General features: G+C 67.2%; 16 protein-coding genes. 2 read left to right on the forward strand and 14 right to left on the reverse strand.

What is annotated here, in order from left to right; all coding sequences use genetic code 11:
- Positions 1-38: 38 nt before the first annotated feature.
- The 10 genes from QZ670_RS00450 to QZ670_RS00495 all read right to left on the reverse strand — a co-directional run bounded on the left by QZ670_RS00450 (position 39) and on the right by QZ670_RS00495 (position 14,136).
- The gene (locus QZ670_RS00450; RefSeq protein ID WP_294250372.1) at positions 39-677 is read right to left on the reverse strand and encodes an energy transducer TonB; all 639 of its coding nucleotides are present in this window, start codon (positions 675-677) and stop codon (positions 39-41) included.
- A gap of 336 nt (positions 678-1,013) precedes the next feature.
- Positions 1,014-2,879, reverse strand: coding sequence for a hypothetical protein (locus QZ670_RS00455; protein ID WP_294250375.1), 1,866 nt, complete (start codon positions 2,877-2,879; stop codon positions 1,014-1,016).
- A gap of 182 nt (positions 2,880-3,061) precedes the next feature.
- Positions 3,062-5,704 carry a TonB-dependent receptor gene (locus QZ670_RS00460; RefSeq protein ID WP_294250378.1) on the reverse strand — a complete coding sequence of 881 codons (2,643 nt, stop codon included), beginning with the start codon at positions 5,702-5,704 and terminating at the stop codon, positions 3,062-3,064.
- 153 nt (positions 5,705-5,857) lie between these two features.
- Positions 5,858-9,505: a tetratricopeptide repeat protein gene (locus QZ670_RS00465; RefSeq protein WP_294250381.1), complete on the reverse strand. Its 3,648-nt coding sequence runs from the start codon at positions 9,503-9,505 to the stop codon at positions 5,858-5,860.
- A 155-nt stretch (positions 9,506-9,660) separates the two neighbouring features.
- Entirely contained in the window at positions 9,661-10,353 is a 693-nt protein-coding gene (gene rplA / locus QZ670_RS00470; protein WP_294250384.1) for a 50S ribosomal protein L1, read from the reverse strand.
- A 4-nt stretch (positions 10,354-10,357) separates the two neighbouring features.
- Positions 10,358-10,789: a 50S ribosomal protein L11 gene (gene rplK, locus QZ670_RS00475; RefSeq protein ID WP_294250387.1), complete on the reverse strand. Its 432-nt coding sequence runs from the start codon at positions 10,787-10,789 to the stop codon at positions 10,358-10,360.
- Between the two features lie 164 nt (positions 10,790-10,953).
- Entirely contained in the window at positions 10,954-11,910 is a 957-nt protein-coding gene (locus QZ670_RS00480; RefSeq protein WP_294250390.1) for a YiiG family protein, read from the reverse strand.
- Positions 11,911-12,115: 205 nt separating this feature from the next.
- On the reverse strand, positions 12,116-12,295 hold the full coding sequence (locus tag QZ670_RS00485) for a hypothetical protein (protein WP_294250394.1): 180 nt from the start codon (positions 12,293-12,295) through the stop codon (positions 12,116-12,118).
- A gap of 302 nt (positions 12,296-12,597) precedes the next feature.
- On the reverse strand, positions 12,598-12,948 hold the full coding sequence (locus QZ670_RS00490) for a hypothetical protein (RefSeq protein ID WP_294250397.1): 351 nt from the start codon (positions 12,946-12,948) through the stop codon (positions 12,598-12,600).
- A 105-nt stretch (positions 12,949-13,053) separates the two neighbouring features.
- A complete protein-coding gene (locus QZ670_RS00495) occupies positions 13,054-14,136 on the reverse strand; it encodes an AI-2E family transporter (protein ID WP_294250400.1) in 1,083 nt (360 codons plus the stop codon).
- Positions 14,137-14,308: 172 nt separating this feature from the next.
- On the opposite strand from QZ670_RS00495, the gene QZ670_RS00500 reads away from it, so the two are divergent.
- Positions 14,309-14,620 (forward strand): hypothetical protein, encoded by a 312-nt coding sequence (locus QZ670_RS00500; RefSeq protein ID WP_294250402.1) that lies wholly within the window; start codon positions 14,309-14,311, stop codon positions 14,618-14,620.
- Between the two features lie 27 nt (positions 14,621-14,647).
- Positions 14,648-15,256, forward strand: coding sequence for a general stress protein (locus QZ670_RS00505; RefSeq protein WP_294250405.1), 609 nt, complete (start codon positions 14,648-14,650; stop codon positions 15,254-15,256).
- A gap of 94 nt (positions 15,257-15,350) precedes the next feature.
- Here QZ670_RS00505 and QZ670_RS00510 read toward each other — a convergent pair whose 3' ends face one another.
- Genes QZ670_RS00510 through QZ670_RS00525 form a run of 4 tightly spaced genes read right to left on the reverse strand, consistent with a single transcriptional unit; the run spans position 15,351 to position 16,919 of the window.
- Positions 15,351-15,533, reverse strand: a complete 183-nt coding sequence (locus QZ670_RS00510) for a hypothetical protein (protein ID WP_294250407.1) — start codon at positions 15,531-15,533, stop codon at positions 15,351-15,353.
- Between the two features lie 56 nt (positions 15,534-15,589).
- Positions 15,590-15,733: an entericidin A/B family lipoprotein gene (locus QZ670_RS00515; RefSeq protein ID WP_294250410.1), complete on the reverse strand. Its 144-nt coding sequence runs from the start codon at positions 15,731-15,733 to the stop codon at positions 15,590-15,592.
- A 30-nt stretch (positions 15,734-15,763) separates the two neighbouring features.
- Positions 15,764-16,021: a CsbD family protein gene (locus tag QZ670_RS00520; protein WP_294250413.1), complete on the reverse strand. Its 258-nt coding sequence runs from the start codon at positions 16,019-16,021 to the stop codon at positions 15,764-15,766.
- Positions 16,022-16,046: 25 nt separating this feature from the next.
- A complete protein-coding gene (locus QZ670_RS00525) occupies positions 16,047-16,919 on the reverse strand; it encodes a hypothetical protein (protein WP_294250419.1) in 873 nt (290 codons plus the stop codon).
- Between the last annotated feature and the right edge of the window lie 10 nt (positions 16,920-16,929).

Below are 16,929 nucleotides of genomic sequence, written 5' to 3' on the forward strand. Positions count from 1 at the left end.
GCGGTCAGCGCAACGCCCCTTGCCTCAACGCCGCTGCCTCATTTCGCAGGCGTTTGCTCGAACGATACCGAGACCATGCGCGTGTCGAATATCGGCCCGTATTTGATCCCTTGTGTTGGCGTCGGCGCCTGTAGCATCACCTGCGCACACGCCACCTTGTCGATCGCGGCGACGCCGCTGGTCACCTCTACCCGGCACGCATCCGGTGAGCCTGATTTTGCAAAATGTACCCGCGTCAGCGCGGGTCTGGCATAGCCGGCCGGCAGCTTCGCCACGTCAACGATGAGGTCAATTCGCGGAATTTCCCCCGGTGTCGAACCGTCCGACGCCGCCCATCCGAACTTGTTGGAATAGGTCGCGCGGATTGGCGTTCCCGAAGGATCACGTGCCGGGCTGAACCGGGCGCGCTTCAGCAGAATGGCGCAACTATGCTGATCGAGCAGCAGGTACCCGGATGTCGCGGTGATATGGCAGCCATCCGGCGTACCCGTCGTGTCCACGGTCAGGATGAAGTCTACCCGGCCGGCCTTGCCCTTGTCGACTGCGCTGGAGGGGTAATCCGCATCGGTTACCCAGCTGGAGGGTGCCGTCTTCGGCTTCAGCGGTGTGGCAAGTGGCCCCTTCGGCACTTCGCCGGCCTGCCCCAACGCCAGTGCCACCAACATGATCCACGCCATCCGCCACTCCCCCTTGTGCGCTTCCAGTGTGGCGCGGGATCCGCTGCCAAATCAAGCGTTGCGGCGCGGAGCCTATCGATCGCTCCCCGCTTCCGCCGCAGCTCGCACCCCGTCGCGGACGTGGCGAGTCGAACGATGCCCCGGGGGTCGAACGATTCGCCTGCGGTGGCAGTGCATAAGCCAGGCTTCCGGCGAGAAACCAGGGCGGACCATGGAACATGGCGAACCGGGACGAGCGCAGGTTCGTAGGGGCTTGGGGCAACGGCGCCGCCGACACGAAAAGGGCCGGGATCGCTCCCGGCCCTTCCTGCCAGTCCCGACGGGCTCGCGATGCGATTACCGCTTGCCGAGGGCGACGCCGGTGAGCGTGGTACCATTGCCAACGAGCTGGGGCAGGAGATTGAACGCGCCGCCCACTTCCTGTGCGGTAGGGCCGAAGTAACGCCCGGTGAAGGTCCCGCCGCCGCCGGAGACAAAGCCGGAAAGCTTGCCGTCGAACTCCCGTATCGACAGGCTGAACGATCCGAAATTCACGCTCGCGCCCGTGGCCAGATCCTTGCCGACCGGGCTTAGTGTCAGCGTGCCGCTTGCGGAGGCGAAGTTCATCTGGAGGCTCGACGTTCCGGACAAGGCATACAGGCTGCCTTGTCCGGCGCTGGAAACGCCCGTGCCATACAACACGCCGTTGAAGGTCGCGCTGCCGGTGAGCGGAATCTGGCTTAGCGGCGTTTCATATCCGAACGGAACATAGGCAACGCGTCGCGTCGTAACGCCGCCGGGTGCCGAGGGAACGGTGTTGTCGGTCCAGTAGAAGCTGAGATAGGACAGCGCGAGCTCGCTGTTGCTGCCTCCCGGGCGATAGAATTTGATGTCTACCGGATCACCAAGGGCCGTCTTCGTGCGGTAGGCGGTGAACTGCGGATCGGCCTGCGCGGCGAGTTTCTCTGCGGCGCCGACGCCGAACTGATCGAATATCACCTCAGACGTTCCGCCGATGGACAGTCTCTGCACCTTCGTCGCATAGCGGTCCGCCGCCGCCGCATAGTCGAGGCCGGCATCCACGCCGCTCTGGGTGGTCAGGCGCAGATTGCCATTCGCGTCCTTGATCGGGCCGGACGCGTTGCTCTCGTAGATCACCACGGCAGCGGTCCGCCCGGTGAAACTGGCATCCTTGTTCAGCTCGGTGAGCTTTTGCGGGCTCGCGGCAGCGTCGCCGCGACGCCCGAGCAGCGACCCGGCAATCGCTTCCCCGATCCTGCTGGTGCCCCAGAAAGACAGCCCGATTTCGTCGCTGGCGGGACCGTAGAAGCGCCCGCTGAAGCCGCCGGTGGTCGGCTCTAAAACCCGCACCGTCATCGAACCGGACAGGCTGTTGGTCGACGCCGCGATCGCGCCGCTGCCAGACCACCGTCCGACGGGTCGGACGGCGTTCTCTTTGAGATAGCCGATCGTGTTGAAGGTGCCGGCGGTATCGATCCGGCCGCTGGCGAAATCGGCCGTCAGCGTCCCGGTACCGTTCAGGGTGTTGGGCTCGAGCACGTTCGGACCGCTGTACAGGCCGATGGCGTCGACGGCATAGGTCGCCGTGCCGGTGCGGGGGAGGGCGGCGAGCGGCGTCGTGACACCATAGGTGAACGAATCGAGGCTGCCGTCCACGCTGTTGCCGTTGGCCACCGCCCGGAGCCACACGCCGGCGCCGACATACCGATAAGCGCCCGCGCCCGAAGTGCCGTTCAGCGTCAGCGTCAGCGTGTCGACGGTGTTGCCGTTGGTGAGCGTGTACAGGGCGGCATTCGTACCGACCTGCCTGGCGCTGGCGCCGAACGTCTGGCTGCGCGCGCCGCTCGTAAGCGTATAGCTGCCGCTCGTCGCGTCGTAGCGGATCTGGAGATCGCCGCCGTTCGCCGTTCCTCCGGTTGCGCCCGTATCGGTGAAGGTCGCCGCCCCGCGCGCCGAATCCGCGGCGAAGCTTTCGCTGATCAGCGCTCCGGTAAGGGACGCATTCGTGGGCGTCGGCGCAGGTGTCGGCGTCGGCGCGGGTGTCGGTGCGGGTGTCGGCGCAGGGGTCGGCGCAGGTGTGGGCGCAGGGGTCGGCGCGGGAGCGACGGGAGGCGTGATGGCCGGACCCGCACCGCCGCCGCCGCCGGAGCAAGCAGCCAAAACCAGGCACGGCGGCACCGTTGCCAGCAACCGTAACTTCATGTGAGATGTCCCCGTTGATCGCGCCTTTTCTTTGTCGGGGCCGCTGATCGGGGTCAATGTTTCACCGGTGCAACATCGGCGCGAATTTGGGACATGATGCGGCGCCGGCCCTTTGTGGGGCCGCCACGAAAAGGGCCGGGATCGCTCCCGGCCCTTTCGCTTTTCGCCGATCGCGTGCTCGATCAGAACTCGGCGCGCACCCCGAACAGGATGGTGCGGCCCCAATAGTTGATCTCGCCGAAGCGGTTCGACGCGTCGTTATAGGTGTAGAGCTTGGCGCCCGAGATATTGATCGCCTCCACGCTCAGCTGCACGTTGGGCAGCAGCTTGTAGCCGATGCTGCCGTCCAGCGTGCCGAACGGCGCGGTATAGGTCGGCGCCTGGGTGGTGCTGCCGGTGCCCGACAGGTACCGGCCGCGCCACACATAGGACAGGCGGGTAGACAGCGGGCCCTTCTCGTAGAAGCCGACCACGTTGAAGCTGTTCTTCGACAGGCCGATCAGCTGGTCGACGATCGGGCGCGCGCCGGCGGTGTAGTTCGCCTTGACCGAGGTGTGGGTGTAGCTCGCCTGCATGCCGAGGCCGTCGAACGGCGCGGGCAGGAAGGTGAACACCTGGTTGTAGCCGGCCTCGACGCCGTAGACCTTGGCGTTGCCGCCATTGACCTGGGTCGACAGCAGCACCGTGCCGCGGCCGGGGATCTCGGTGTTGATGTTCTGCGCGGTGATATAGTCGTCCATCGCCTTGTAGAACACCGCGCCGGTCAGCGCCCCGCGCGGGTTGAAATACCATTCCAGCGCGCCGTCGAACTGGGTGGCGAGGAAGGGGAGGAGCTGCGGGTTGCCGCCGCTCGCGGTCGGCGCGTCGGTCGACAGGGTGATGCGCGGCGCGCTGTCGGTCACGTTGGGGCGGGTGAGCACCCGGCTCGCGGCGAAGCGGGCGACCAGCGTCTTGGTCAGATCGGCCTTGAGGTTGAAGCTCGGCAGCCAGTCGTTGAAGGTCTTGGGGAAGGCGGCCGGGGTGATCACGTTGCCGGCGCGCAGGAAGCCCGTCGCGTTCTGGTCGGTATGGACATAGCGGATGCCGACATTGCCGAGGATGTCCACGCCGCCCAGCATCGTGCCGTAATCGAGCCGGGCATAGGCCGAGGCGGTCTTCTCGGTGGTCTTGAACGAGGCGGCCTGGTCGCTCGGCGTCAGCGGGGCGTTGGCGACGGCGCTGGTGAAGAAGGCATTGTAATAGGCCGAGGTGACCGGGGCGAGCCAGGTGCGCGGCGTGTTGCCGTCGACGTTCTTGAGGAAGTCGTCATAGGGCAGCGGCTGCGAGGCGCCGGCGCCGAGCGAGCTCAGCGGGGTGCCCGCGGGCGGGTTTACGGTGAAATCGCGGCGCCAATAGTCGCGCTTGCGCCAGTGGTACTCGGCGCCCACCGCAACCTTGCGGAGGAAGCCGCCCACGTCATAGGCGGCGTCTGCCCGCGCGAACTTGTCCCAGTCCTTGCTGTTCTTCGGCGCGATGTTGAAGGTGTAGAGCTGGTAGTTGGCGGGATTGTTGACATCCACCGGCGTGGTGATCGTCGGCATCACCTTGTAGCCGGCCGAGGCGTCATAGGTGAACGGCGCGAAGAACATCGCGCGGCTGCGCACCGTGCCCTCGGCGTTGCTCGGATGGAAGCTGTGCGCCGACGACCAGTTGAGGTTCGCGGTCACGTGGAAGCGATCATGGTTCCAGCTCTGCTTGAGGCCGATGGTCAGCAGGTCGTGGCGGTTGAGGCTGTACTCACGGCTGGCCATGAAGCGAACGTCGTTGATCGTCGCGCCGACCACCGTGTTGCCCTGGAGCTTGACCGTGGTCGGATCGATCTTCGGCGTGTGCCCGGCGACGCTGGTGTCGTCGGGATAGATGTCGAGGCCGAACTCGTCATAGGCGACGTCGAGCCGGGTCGCGAGCACGTCGAGCGTCGTCTCCAGCTCCGGCGTCGGGCGCCACTGGGCGGAGACCAGGCCCGAGATGCGCTTGCGGTCCTCGGTCTCGATCGTCGGGCGGGTGCGGGTGGGGGTGTAGAGGCCCGACTGGAGGCCGCCCTGGGCGGGCTTGGTAAACTTGTCGAGGTTCCAACCGAAGTTCATGAAGCGGTCGTTGCGGACCTCCTTGCCCCAGTATTGCGCGCCGACCAGGATGCCGAAGGTGTCGCCGAAGGTGTGGCTGCCGATCAGCGTGGCGTTCGGCTTCACCTTCTTGGTCTGCGAGGTGTAGGTGCCGCGCAGATTGGCGGTGACCTTGTTGCCGACGTCGAACGGGCGGAAGGTGCGCACGTCGATATTGCCGCCCAGCGCGCCCTCGGTCATGTCCGAGGTGGGGGTCTTCACCACGTCGATGTTGGCGACGAACTCGGCGGGCAGCATCTCGAAGCGGAACTGGCGGCCATTGGCGCCGCCATTCTCGATCAGGTCGTTGAGCGCGACCGGGCGACCGTTGAGCAGCGTGCTCTGGAACTGCGGCCCGAGGCCGCGCACCGAGACGTACAGGCCCTCGCCGCGCGGCCGGGTGATCGCGACGCCGGTGACGAGCTGGAGCGCTTCCGCGACGTTCTGGGTGGGGAACTTGCCGATGTCGGTCGAGCTGATCGAATCCAGGCCATATTCGGCGCGGCGCTTCGCCTCGGTCGCGGCGGCGAGGCTGCGCGCATAGCTGCCGTTGACGACGATCTCTTCATTGCCGGACGTGTCGTCCTGCGGCGGGGTCGTCTGCGCGTAAGCGGGGGCGAGCGTCGCCAGCGTGAGGGCGAGCGCCGAGGTCGCGCGAAGCAGCGCGGAGGTCGGTTGCATGACTGGATTCTCCCTGGACCCTTATTGGTCTTGTGGGAGCGCGCTTACCGACGCGCGCGAACGCGACCGTTGCGGTTCCATTGCAACGCCGTGAAATTGGCGGGGGTGTTCGTTACAGACGCGTGACGGCCGCGCCTGAAAGGTCCGCCCCGATCAGCGCTTCAGGCCATAGTCCTCGAAGCGCCGGGCGATATCGGGTTCGATCGCGCGGGCGGCGGCGGCATCCGCCTCCGCCCGGGCCTGGTCGCCCTTGCGCGCCCAGGCGAGCGCGCGGCCGAACAGCGACGACGCCATTGCCGGGTTCTTCGCCAGCGCCCGGCCATAGTCCGCGATCGCGTCGTCGATCCGGCCGAGCCGCAGCAGCACGAGCGCGCGACTGTCCAGAAAGGCGCCGTTGCCGGGTGCCTTGGCGAGCGCCGCATCGCAATCCGCCAGCGCCGATGCGAGCCCGACCCCGGCGGTGGCCTTTGCCCAGCACATGTTGTTGAGCTGCGCGGCCTCCGTCGCCAGTTGCCGCGCGCGCTGGAAATCGGCCTCGCCACGCGCGGCGTCGCCCATGCGCAGATAGGCGATGCCGCGCGCCGTCAGCAGCCCGGCATCGTTCGGATCCTTGGCGGCGGCGGCGGTGTAGGTCGCGATGGCGCCCGCGAGATCGCCCGCTTCGGCCTGCAGCAGCGCCTTCTCGGCGAGGGCGGGGACCAGGTCGGGCTCGAGCCGGAGCGCGGCGTCGATATCGGCGCGGCGCCCGGCCAGATCGGCCTTTGGCCGGCGCTCGCTGCGGTTGATATACACATAGGCTTCGGGCTTGAGCGCGAGCGCGCGATCGAAGGCCTGCATCGCCGCGTCATTCTGCTGGAACGCGGCATAGATGTTCGCCGCCGCGACCTGGGCATAGCTGTCGTCGGGGCTCGCCGCACTCAGCGTGGCTGCCTCGGCCAGCGCCCGATCGCGGTCGCCGCGGATGCGGTAGATGTTGGCGCGGAGCAGATACAGCTCCGCCCAGCGCGGCTGTTGCGCAAGCGCGGCCGCGGCATCGGCCAGCGCCGCATCGTCATGGCCCGCCGCGTGCTGCGCCTTGGCGCGATGCCCGAGTGCGAAGCCGCTGGCCGGGTCGATCGCCAGCGCCTCGGTGAAGGCGGCGATGGCGTCCTCCGGCTTGCCCTGCTGCTCGGCGAGGATGCCCAGCCCGCGATACAGCACCGGATTGCGGGGATTGATCTTGCGGACGGCATCGAAATCCGCCGTCGCCGCGGCGAAGTCGCGTTTTTGGGCATGCGCGAGGCCGCGATCGGCGAGCGCCCATTCGTCATCGGGTTCCAGTGCATGGGCCTTGTCGAAATCGGCGATGGCCGCGTCGAGCTTGCCCATGTCCAGATAGGCGTTGCCGCGCGCCACATAGCGTGTGGCGGCCTCGGGATCCTTGGCGATCGAGCGGCTGAGATCGGCGATCGCGCGATCGCGGAGGCCTAGGCGCGCATAGGCCTGCGCCCGGTTGTACAGCGCATAGCTGTTGTCCGGCTCGCGTTCGAGCGCCCGCGTATAGGCAGCGGCGGCATCGGCCGTGCGCTGCTCGGCGTCGGCGAGCATCCCGTAGACGAGGGCATTCTGGACGAAGGTGGGGTCCACCGCGTCGGCCTTTGCGAGGTCCGCCTTCGCCCCGGCCAGGTCGCCGGCCTGGATCCGGGTCATCGCCCGATTGGACCAGGCATAGACATTGTTCGGATCGAGCGCGACGGCCCGGTCATAGTCGGCAAGTGCTGCCTCGCGCATCCCGCGATCGACAAAGGCCCGTGCGCGGGTGACGAACCCGGCCGAGGTGGTCGGCACATCGGCTTCCACGCTCGTGACGTCCGCCCCGGAATATTTGTAGCTCGACGGCATCCGCACCGAGGCGGCCCGATCGGCGAGCATGCGCAGGGCAGCCTGTTCGGCAGGCGCATCCTTTGCGGGAAACTCGGGCTTCACGCTGCGCTCGGTCTTCTCGATCGAAAAGACGCCGTCGACGATGCTGGCGTGGCGACGATAGGCGATGCCGCCGGCCGTCTGGTCCACCTCCATGCCAGTGCCCAGCTTGAACTCGCCCCGCCCGCGGGGCAGCACGATCGTCTCGCGCGTGCGCAGATAATAGGGGTAGGCCACGGCGAAGGGGGCATCGCGGTCGGGACCGGCTTCCCGGCTGAAATCGGCGCGATAGCCGACATTGGTGCCATCGGTCTGGTAGTTGCCGTTCGCCCAGTCGAGCTTCGCGTCCCCCGCCATCGAGAGCTGCAACTCGCCGGTGGGGGCGTCGAAGCGCATCGTCGCGGATTTCACCTCGATGAAATCATATTGCGCCTTCCAATATTCCTTGAGCGCACGCTCGCGCGCCTCGCCGGCCAGCGTCGCCAGGGCCTTCTGGATGCCGATGGCGTCGTCACCGCGCAGGATCGTCTCGATGGTGACCGGGGCGGGGGCCGAAATGCCCTTGCTCGCATCGATCCGTATCGCGACATCGCTGGTCGGGACGGTGAGCGGTTCCGGCACCATGGCGACGAGCGCGGCGCCCCTGGCGACCAGCGGCAGGCCCCAGCCATAATAGGGCGTCGTCAGCCGATCGAGGCTGGTATCGCCGGTGCGGGTGCCGTCCAGCCAATAGGTCTTGCCGTCGATGGTGGCGCGGACGAGCACATGGTTGAACATCGCCACCATGGGGAGCCGCGCATCGAGGCCGTCGCCGGCGGCCGTGTTCACGGCAACGGGTTCGGCCGCAACTCCCAGCGCGTGCAGCAGGGCGAGCAGCAGCGCGGTCTTGCCCTTGCAATCGCCGAAGCGGCGCGCCCAGGTGGTTTCCGCATCGGCGGGCACATAGCCGCCGGTGCCCATGGCGAGCGCCACATAGCGGATGCGATCCTGCACCAGCGCCAGCGCGGCGGTGGCGCGGGCCTTGGGATCGGCAGACAGGCTCCGGATGCGATCCAGCTCGGTGCGCAGCGGCCCCTGCGCGGGAATCGTCGCCGCCTTTTCGTACAGCGGCGCCATCAGCGCGCCCAGATCCGCCCAGGAGGCGAAGTCGGTCACCTCCACCAGCCGCCCGAGGCGATAGCGCGCAGGCGCCCCCTTGGGCGGCAGCACCGGCTGGACATCGTTCAGCGAGAGTTCGACGCTGGTGGTGGTGCCCGAGGTCACCGGCTTCAGCACCGGAAGCGCCGCCGTCTGGCGGATGCGCGCCTTCACGCTGGACGGCCACTGCATGCGCAGATGCGCGCGGCCGATCGCCATGCCGTTCCAGTCGGCGGCGAACTGCTCGACATGCCCCTTCAGGGTGGGGTCGCTGGACGCAACCGACAGGGCGATCTCGACGGTGTCGCCGACCTGCAGGCCCTCGGGCTGGATATTGGCGGTGCGCACGCCGTCCAGCGTTGCGCTCTCCAGATTCTGCTCGCGGCGCAGCACGGTGAAGGTCTGGCCGGACTTGAGCACGTCGATGGTCTGGTCGCCGCGACGGATCAGCAGCTTGTGTACGGTGAGCGTATCGATCTCCGGCCGCCACGGCAGCGAGATGTTGCCGGCGCCGAGCCCCTGCGCGGTCTGGATGCGGAAGACGGTTTCCGAATAGACGGTCGTGCGTCCGGGCTCGAGCGCCACCTGCTGGTCGACCAACAGGAGGCGGACGGGGGTCTCGTCGGTCGCGGGGGGCGCGGCTGCCGGCGCGACCGGCTTCACCCAGGCGGGCGCGGGCGCGATGATCGGTGCGTCGGACGCAGCGTGCGCAACCGTGGAGAACGCGCTCGTAGAGACCAGCGCAACCAGTACCTTGTTCATGAACCCCCAAGCCTTCCCCTGCTTGGGGTCACTATAGCCGGCGGAAACCGGATTTCCATGCCGGACGCAGACCCGCGGTGGCGCAGGGGAGCGGGCAAACAAAAAGGGCCGGGGATCGCTCCCCGGCCCTTTCCGTTTGCTTGTGTCCCGAAGGATCAGGCCGCGGCGACTTCCGCCGTGTCGACCTTCACGCCCGGGCCCATCGACGAGGACAGGGCGACCTTCTGGAGGTACTTGCCCTTGGCGCCCGCCGGCTTGGCCTTGACGACCGCGTCGACCAGCGCGTCGAAGTTGCGGCGCAGGTCTTCGTTCGAGAAGCTCACCTTGCCGATGCCGGAGTGGATGATGCCGGCCTTTTCGACGCGGTATTCCACCTGACCGCCCTTGGCGGCCTTCACCGCTTCGGCGACGTTCATGGTCACGGTGCCGAGCTTCGGGTTCGGCATCAGGCCCTTCGGACCCAGCACCTTACCGAGGCGGCCGACCAGGCCCATCATGTCCGGGGTGGCGATGCAGCGATCGAAATCGATCTTGCCGCCCTGGATGGCTTCCATCAGGTCTTCGGCGCCGACGACGTCTGCGCCGGCAGCCAGGGCTTCCTCAGCCTTGGCGCCGCGGGCGAACACGCCCACGCGGACGGTCTTGCCGGTGCCGGCCGGGAGCGTGACGACGCCGCGGACCATCTGGTCGGCGTGGCGCGGATCGACGCCGAGGTTCAGCGCGACTTCGATCGACTCGTCGAACTTGGCGGTCGCATACTGCTTCACCAGCGCGATCGCTTCATCGACGCCGTGCAGCTTGGTCGCGTCGACGGTCCAGGTCTTCTGCTTCTTGGTCAGCTTGGCCATGGGATCAGCCCTCCACCACTTCGAGGCCCATCGCGCGGGCCGAACCTTCGATGATCTTCGTCGCGGCTTCGATGTCGTTCGCGTTCAGGTCCTTCATCTTGACCTGGGCGATTTCCGACAGCTGCGAACGCTTGATCTTGCCCGCGACCGCCTTGCCCGGCTCCTTCGAGCCCGACTTCAGGTTGACGGCCTTCTTCAGCAGATAGGTCGCCGGCGGCGTCTTGGTCTCGAACGAGAAGGAACGGTCCGCATAGACGGTGATGACGGTGGGGAGGGGCGTGCCCTTCTCGACGTCACCGGTCGCGGCGTTGAACGCCTTGCAGAATTCCATGATGTTCACGCCGCGCTGACCCAGGGCAGGGCCGATCGGCGGCGAGGGGTTTGCGGCGCCGGCAGCCACCTGCAGCTTGATATAGCCGGTAATCTTCTTAGCCATGTCACTCTCTTTCAAGTCGAGCGGTACAAGCGACGACCTAAGGCCGCCTCCCGCATGGTTCCCGAGCCGTGTGCTTGGAAGCGCGCGGCCTTAGCCGAATGCGGCGCGCGGGGCAAGGGGCCAGGCGCAGATGCCTGCAACCCCTTGCCGGGACCTAGCCTATCTCAGCAGCGGCCGACGTTGAGGTCGTTGATGACCCAGTTATAGGCCTGCAGCAGCGTTTCGGCATCCTGCACCGCCTTGGGCTTGATCATCTGGAACGACGAACCATTGCGATCCTTGGCATAGGTGCCGTCGTCGGTGCGCTGGAGGATGTCGCGCCCCGCCGCCAGATACGAATTGGCATGCGTCATGAAGCTGGCGCAGGCCGTCTTGTCCTTCTCGCGGACCTTGGCGTCGAACTGCACGGCCATGGTGTTGAACTGGTCGAGCGACGCCGCGAAGGCTGCCTTCTGATCGCCCAAGCCCTTGCCGTCGAGCACGCCGCCGGCATGGTCCATGCTCTCCTTGAGGTAATAGACCGTGCCCTTGCGATAATGGTCGAGCGTGCCCTTCTGGGTCGCCTCGAACGCGGCCTTGACGCGGGCGCGGTCGGCGTCGTCGATGGCCTTGGCATAGGCGGCCTGGGCCGTGGCGACCTCTCCCAGCGCGGCGAGCAGCGCGGGCTGCACCTCGCGGCCATGCGCGCCCTTGTCGCTCACATAGCGCTTGGCATCGACATAGTTTTCCATGTCGCGGTAGAGCGGCGCGATCTTGGCGAGCGCCGCGCTATAGGTGCGCGCGGGCCCGTCGATCGCCGGCATGGCGGGGCTCAGCGCGAGCGCCTTGTCGAGCTGCTCCTTGATCCGGTCGATGCCGGGGTCGGAGGGGAAGAACAGGTCGTCCAGGTTCTTGCCGCTGTCGAGCTTGGGCTTGATGTCGCGCTGATAGGTCGCCCCGATCTCCGCGAAGGAGGTGCGCGCCGTGTTGGCGGCTTCGACATAGGCATTGTATTTCTGCATCTCGCTCTGGTCGGCGGCCGACGTCGGCGCGCTGGCGTTGTCGCCGCCCTTGGTCCCGCACGCGGAGAGCGCGAGCACGCAGGCCGGGAGCGCCGTGGCGCAGAGCAATTTCCTGAACACGAAATACACCTCACTCTGGTTACTGACAGGATGGGGCTCCAAGTCCTTGGGAGAAAAGACCGTTGCACCACCGCGCGCGCCCTGTGCCCGGCCCGGCCGCGGCGTTCAAGGGCGGGCGGTGGCGGGCGCCCCGGGAGGAGGGGGGTAGACTATCGAGGTGCGGGGGAGGTTCCGGGGGCGTGTGACGCCTGGGCTGCAGCGCGCATCAGCTTCCGAACAAGCTATTGTCTTCCGGGTCGTACCAGAGAAGACGCGGGCAATGGATGTCGTACCAGAAGTCCGTCAACCGCGTGTCGTGATGGTCGGTAAGGTCCTTCGGCAGGCGCTGATCTATATGTTCTATGATATAGTCATGTGGCGCCGCCCAGACGTCGGTATTCAACACCCGCCTCTCTCCGTACGGTGCCGCTGCCGGCTCTTGAAAATAGATTTTGCCGCTATCTAGCAGAACGCGGATAAGGTGAAGGAATACCTCCCGATTCTCATTGAAGGAGATCTCATAATTCTGCGGCCACAAGCCATGAATCCACCTTCCGACCCCCCCCTTCGCGATCTTCTATCTGCTGAAGATCCTCCTGAATGAGCATATCTAGCTGCGCGGGTGTCATTTAGATTTTCCGCTTTTAGCAGGCCGCCTTTTGGCGGTGAGGTGTATGCGATCCACTCGCTGATTAAATGCTCAAGGCGTTAAGCTTGTGTTTGCGCAGAATAATCAAAACTTGCCGCCACTGTTCCATCTTCGTTTATTTTAACCGTGCATTCCGCCCAATCGCCTCCGGTATGGGCCTTCATCAGTGCATGTAGCTCGGGAATGATACGGTGCACAGGGGGCGCTAAATCCTCCCTCAAAAGGGCCGAAACTGGCGCGCCATTTATCACGTACCCAAAAGTTTCCTCAACGCTGAAGCTACCATCGTCGGATCCATGTCGATATGTAAACTGACATTTGGCCGAGGAGGCATGATCAGGACAGCTGTCCTTCATGATATGATACAGTTGATCAATCAGTTCTCTTTGGCGTTCCAGCGGGTTGTGCATCGAATAGATCCTATCGCTCTGGAAAGATCCGGAGATTATCATTTTAGACGCTGGCTGTCGCCACGACCGTGTCTGGTTGCCAGCAGCTTCCCCAAGCCCTGAAACTCACGGCCGCAATTCCGCCGTATGCCCGGCCTCGGCCCCGCCGATATCGCCCTCGGCCACCCACTCCCGCCACAGCAGCACCAGCGCCGCCATCACCGCCGGGCCGACGAACAGGCCGAGCAGCCCGATCGTTTCCACGCCGCCCAAAATGCCGATCAGCACCCAGACGAAGGGCAGGCGCGTCGTGCCGCCGATCAGGCTCGGGCGCAGGAAATGGTCGATCACGAAGTTGAGCGCATAGCCGATCGCGCCGACGATGATCGCGGCCATCACCGCGCCCTTGGCGAGCAGCAGCAGCAGCGCCAGCACCAGCACCGCCGCGAGCCCGAACGGGATGATCGAGGCGAAGCCCGAGAACAGCCCGAGCAGGATCGGGTGCGGCACCCCGCCGATCACGAACAGGATCGACATCAGGATGCCCTGGGCCAGCCCCAGCAGCACCATGCCGTCCACCGCGCCGCGCACCGCCGCGAAGATCTGGCGGCCGAGCCGGTCGCCCGCATCGCCGAACGCGCGGGTCGCGCCGCGCTCGAGCTGGCGGACGATATTGTCGCGGTCGCGCAGCAGGAAGAACAGCACGACCAGGGTGAAGCCGAACACCACCACGCGGCGGATCACCGTGTGGGTGAGCGCGCCCGAATGGCTGCGCCACAACGAGTTATCGAGCTTGCCGAACTCGGCCGCGGCGGCCTCCGGGGTGGCGAGATGGAGGCTCCACCAGGCGGTGACCTGCTCGCGACCCCAGGGCAGGCGCGCGACCCAGTCGGGCAGCGGCACGCCGTGGAGGCGGGCATCGGCGATCCAGGCGGCGACCGACTGCGCCTCGACCAGCGCCTGGCTGATCGCGATCGACAGCGGGATCAGCACGATCAGCAGCACGCCCAGCGTGAGCAGCGCGGCGACCAGCGTCGGGCGGGGCAGGCGGGCGCTCAGCCACACCCGCACCGGCTCGACCCCGATCGCCAGCACGCCCGCCCACAGCACCGCCGGCACGAATGCCATGCCGATCCACAGTGCGGCAGCGGCGATGACGGCGGCGAGCACGATGCGCGCTCGGGTCTGGGCTTTGGTCGTGTGCTGCATCGGGTTCCCCTGGGTGGTCGGCGGGGACAGTGGCGAGGTGCTGCGGCGCTGGCAAGCGGCGGGCCGTGTTCGGCGCCGATGAACCAATCAAGTCCTTCAGGGGTTTAGCAAATCTCCACGCCGCCGGGAGGGATCGGCGCGCGGGGAGCGTCATTTTTGGAGAGGAATGGGCATGAAACGCATCATCATGGCCGTCGCGGCGCTTGGCCTCGCGACGACGGGCGCGGCTGCGCAGAGCAGCGGCCAGGCCGGCTCGCACAACCCGGTGGTGAAGGACGGCACGGCACATCACGTCGCCGCGCCGGCCAAGGGCCACAGCTCCTTCACCGAAAGCCAGGCCAAGGGCCGGCTCGCCAAGGCGGGCTATACCGACATCACCGGCCTCAAGGGCACCGAGAACGGGGCCTGGCAGGGCATGGCGACCAAGAACGGCAAGAAGGTGACTGTGACGCTCGACTACAAGGGCAACATCACCGCGCGCTAACCCCATGAATTCTGCAGGAGAAATGCGATGAGCCGGACCATTACCCGTCTGTTCGACGATTATTCGGATGCCAAGGCCGCGGTGAACGAGCTGGAGCGGCTGGGCGTGCCGCACGGCGACCTCAGCATCGTCGCCAACAACACGCACGGCGACCATGACGTGAGCGACGTCAACGCGCATGGCGACGTCAGCCGCGGCGCCTCGACCGGCGCGGCGCTGGGCGGCGTGGGCGGCCTGCTCGCGGGCCTCGGCCTGCTGGCGATTCCCGGCCTCGGCCCGATCGTGGCGGCCGGCTGGCTCGCCTCGACCGCGGCGGGCGCGGCGATCGGCGGCGTCGGTGGTGCGGCCACCGGCAGCATCGTCGGTGCGCTCAAGAACGCCGGCGAGAGCGAGGAGGACGCCAACGTCTATTCCGAAGGCGTCCGCCGCGGCGGCACGCTGGTGAGCGCGCGCGTGGAGGACTCGCTGGCGCCGGAAGCCGAGGCGGTGCTCAACCGTCGCGGCGTGACGGCAGCGACGCGCGGTGCGGCCTATCGCCAGTCGGGCTGGACGGCGTTCGACGACAAGGCGCCGGCCTATACCCGCGACGAGATCGAGCGTGAGCGCAGCGCCTATCGCGAGCCGACGGTGCTCTGATCCGGGCAACGCCGTACGCATGAGAAAGCCGGGGTTCGCGCCCCGGCTTTTTTCTTGTCTGCCCTTGCCGTCGGTAGGGAGCGCTAGGCCGGGATCAGCTTTCCGCCGCCATCGCCGGATCGGCCGGAACGGCGTGACCGGCGGCGCGAAGCTGCGCGGCATAATGGTCCGCCATGGCGAGATGGGCGCTGCGGGCGCTGCTCTCCGCCGCCCGTGCTGCGGCACGACGAGATTGGGCGAGGCGCTTCAGCAGATAGTCGGGGTCGGGTTCGTTCACGGGGCAACTCCGGGAGGGGCGGCATCGCGGGCGAGGTGCCCGCGATGCCGGATCGCTTACTTCTTGTGGTTCTGCCCCGACGCGTCCGAGACAGCGGTGCCGGCCGAGCGGACGTCCTTGCCGACGCCGTTAACCGTGTTGCAGGCGCCGAGCGTCAGCAGGCTGAGGGCGGCGACGAGGGGAAGGGTCTTGCGGATCATGCGAAATTCCTTGTTCTGATTGCGGGTGGTTCAGTCGCGGCGACCGATCAGCGCGGCGCCGGCGAGCAGCGCCACCGAGCCGGCCGCGGCCAAAGCGAGCAGCGGGTGATCGCGCACCGCGCTGCGGACCTGGTCGAGCGTCTCGCCGAAGCGGCGCTCAAGGCCGCCCTCGACCTTGCGGGCAGCGCCGCGTGCCTCGGTCTCGCGATCGCCCGCGATCTTGCCGAGGCCTTCCTCGGCGCCGCCGACGACTTCCTTCACGGCACCTGCGATACGATGGGTATCCATGCTTCTTCTCCTTGACGACTGGACTTCAGATTTCGGTTTCGGTGGTGCGGCGGGCGGCGACGACGCCGCCCCCGATCGCGGCACCCGCGCCCAGCAGCATTACCAGGAACAGGGCGAAGGCACTGCCGGCGGCGACGCTGGCGCCCGCGCTGCCCGCATTCTTCGCGGTCTGGAGGGCATCGTTCTTGGTCGCGACGAACTGGCGGCGCGCCTTCTCCACGCGGGCCATGGCTTCCTGCTCGCTCACGCTGTCCTGCACCGCGATGATCTGGGCGATCCGCTGCTCGGCGGCCTGACCCTCGGCGCCGCCCTTCGCCATGGCCGGCAGCTCGGCGATCACTGCCTTGCGCGCTTGTTCGGGCGTCATGTCCTTGGGATTGTCCGGCGTGCTGTCGAGCAGCGCGGAGACTTGTGCGTCCACGGCCGACTCATCGACACCCGCCGCCTTGGCGAGCGTGGGGGTCACTGCGCCGGCACCCGCGACGGTGGTCGAGGCCACAGTCCCGACGGTGCGGAAGGCGCTGCCGACCAGCCCGCCGATCGCCGAGGTGAGCAGGTAGAAGGTGAGCAGCAGCGTCAGCGCCCAGATGGCGAGACCGTGCGCGGCACCGTCGAACTTGCGGCGCAGCTTGGCGACGCGGGCGGCGCCGTAGGAGCCCGCGCCGAGCGCGATCATGCTGCTGATCGTCCACCAGGCGAGCGCGCCGATGCCGAGCCCGCCGGCGCTCGGGCCGCTATTCTGAGCGGGATCGATCGTCGAGAAGCCGATCGCCGCGCCCAGCAGCGCGAGCATCAGCTCGACGGCCAGCGCGATCACCGCGCCCGCGAGGATCGCGGACCAGCTGACACGGGGGACCGGGCGAACGGCCAGGCGGGTATCGTAGATTGCGGTTGCCATCGCGGCATCT

This window comes from uncultured Sphingomonas sp., assembly GCF_913774285.1.
In the GTDB taxonomy this organism is placed as follows: Bacteria; Pseudomonadota; Alphaproteobacteria; order Sphingomonadales; family Sphingomonadaceae; genus Sphingomonas.